Annotated in this window: 1 protein-coding gene and 1 pseudogene; both read right to left on the reverse strand. The window is 68.3% G+C overall.

Annotation, left to right across the window (positions count from 1 at the left end):
- Positions 1-159 precede the first annotated feature (159 nt).
- Positions 160-582 (reverse strand): MaoC family dehydratase, encoded by a 423-nt coding sequence (locus ACE3UY_RS10425; RefSeq protein ID WP_374687469.1) that lies wholly within the window; start codon positions 580-582, stop codon positions 160-162.
- 172 nt (positions 583-754) lie between these two features.
- Positions 755-2,402: pseudogene (locus ACE3UY_RS10430) on the reverse strand (peptidase M16); the annotation flags it as partial.

The following is a 2,402-nucleotide window of genomic DNA, read 5'->3' on the forward strand; positions in this document are numbered from 1 at the left end:
CCTGCAATGAACGGCGGACTCGTGACCGTTAACCGGTTCCCCCGCGAAGCGGGATCGGCCACAACACGGAAAGTCTAATGACATATTGTCGCGGTGTCACGCGATATCGATCATCCGATAGACCTGACAGGTTTGCGGCAAACCTGTCAGGTCTGGGAGTTACTCCTCAAACCTACCCGGATACCCCCGAATCATCGCCCGCAGCACATCCTGGCCGTCTGCGCCGACAACCCGCCCCGCCAGCCGCACCCACCCCTTCTCGCTAACCTCGGCGATCTCCGCCTCGGCCGTCACCGTGTCGCCGATGTAGACGGGGCCGAGAAATTCGAAGGTCATCTCCGTCGCCAGGAAGGCCCACAGCCCGCCAAGGTGGGTCAGCAGGCTGGCCGTCAGCAGGCCGGGCACGATGCGCCGGCCGAAGCGCGTCTGCGCGGTGTAGCGATCGTCGGTGTGGTACGGGTTGAGGTCCCACGTGACGCCGATGAACAGCGCCGCGTCGGCCTCGGTCAGCGTGCGCGTGAAGGCGACCTTCTCGCCGACGCGGCGAGCGCGGGGGATGCGGTGGGGGAGGAGGGGGGTCATGCTTGTGTGGCTCCTATTGTTGTTTGAAAGGGAGCAGGGGAGCAGGGGAGCAGGGGAGCGGGGGGAGAAGAGTGCCTTGCAGGGCATCTCTTTCTTTTGACCCCGCATCTGAGGATGCGGACTCTGTAGAGCGCCGCTCCCCTGCTCTCTCGCCCCCTGCTCCCCCGCTCTTCTACATCACCTTCGTAATCGCCAATCCCAACCCCGCCCCATTCGCCCCCTCCAGCGCCTCACGGCTGCCGAGGACGACGATCTCGCCGGCGGCGTTCAGCTGTTCCAGCACATCGGCCAGCCGGTGGAAGTCGGCCAGCGTCGTCGAGAGCACCTGGTCGCGGTAGGCTTGCAGCGTCTCGTCCGTCTCGTTGGTCAGGCGGCGCAGCAGCGAGGTGTAGCCCTTGGCGTCGGGCAACTGGTAGGCGTCGATGGCCCCGATGGCCCCGATGATGGCCGGGGTCAGCTCGTCGTCGCTCAGTTCCAGCCCGCGCAGGAAGGCGGCCGTGGCGTCGTAATGGCCCAGCGTCTCCAGCAGGTTCGGGTCGCGGTAGGACAGATAGGTGAAGACGCCGGAGTGGTTGCTGAACGTGGCGAACGCGCCGTAGGCCCCGCCCTGGATGCGTATCTTCTGGAGCAGATAGCCCGTCCGCAGCAGGTTGTTGATGACCGCCATCGAACCGTCGAGCGTGTAACCCAACTGGTAGAGGTTGGCCCCCTTGCCGACGTAGTTCACCTGCGCCGGGAAGGCCAGCCCCTCGCGGGCCGGCAGCGGCGCGGCCGACCAGCCGGCCGGGGCGAAGGGCGCGGCCGGCAGCGCGCTCAGGAAGCCGGCCAGTTGCGGCGCGAAGGCGCGGTAGCCGGCCTCGTCCAGCGTCACGTTGGCGATCAGCGACGAGCGGTTGACCAACGCCCGCTGCACCGCCTCCAGCTGCTCCAGGACGCCCGGCCAGTCGCTTTCCACCTGCTCGGCCAGTCGGCGCAGGAAGAGCAGCTGCTCCACGCCGTTGATCATCTCCTCGGCGCGGAAGGCGGGGTTGAAGTGGCCGCGCAGCCGCGTGTTGACGACGATGTGGCCGGCCGGGGCGAGTTGCGCCTCCGCCCCCGCCTTGGCTTCCAGCACCATCTGGCGGAAGCGCTCGCGGTTGTCCAGCTTGACCGTCAGCAGCACGTCGCGCAGGATGTCCAGCAACTCCGGCGCGCGCTCCAGCGTCGCCTTGCCGCGCAGCACCAGGTAGGCAGCCGCCGCGTACTGCGCGCGCTGCGGGGCCAGGAGCGTCGTGGGCGCGATGCCGCCCGTCGTCCGGCCGATGCGTTGCGACAGCTTGACGAAGTCCTCCGTCTCCGTGCCCAATTCCACCAGCGACCGGCCGAACAAGTCCACGTAGGGCAGCAGGTCGGCCGGCAGCGCGTGCAGGTCCAGCCCCAGATCGAGGTAGACGATGCCGTTGGTGAACAGGTCGTGATAGAGCACGCGCCCGCCGGCCACCTCTTCCTCGGCCAGGGGGATGGGCTTGTGGCGCGGCTCCAGGTCGGCCCGTTTCAGCATGGGCAGCGACGCCAACACCTCGGGCGGGTCAGGTGTCTCCTGCCGCTCCTTCAGTTCGCGGGCCTCGTCGATGACGCGCTGTAGCTCGCCGGCGTCCATGTCGCCGTGGGCCGCGTCCAGGCGGCGGCGCTCGTCCGCCTCCAGCCGTTGGGCCAGTTCCGCGTCCGGCTCCAGAGTGACCGTCACGCGGTGCGGGTTGTCCACCAGGTAAGCCGCGATGAGCGAGGCCAGGTAACCCGGTTCAGCCGCCAGGCGCGCCTTGACCTCGGCCAGCGGCATC

The sequence above is a fragment of the Promineifilum sp. (SeqCode) genome, assembly GCF_041918635.1.
In the GTDB taxonomy this organism is placed as follows: domain Bacteria; phylum Chloroflexota; class Anaerolineae; order Promineifilales; family Promineifilaceae; genus Promineifilum.

What these genes read in the sequence shown, in the direction of transcription:
- ACE3UY_RS10425 (WP_374687469.1), bottom strand. Translation starts at nt 582, where the DNA reads ATGACCCCCCTCCTCCCCCACCGCATCCCCCGCGCTCGCCGCGTCGGC.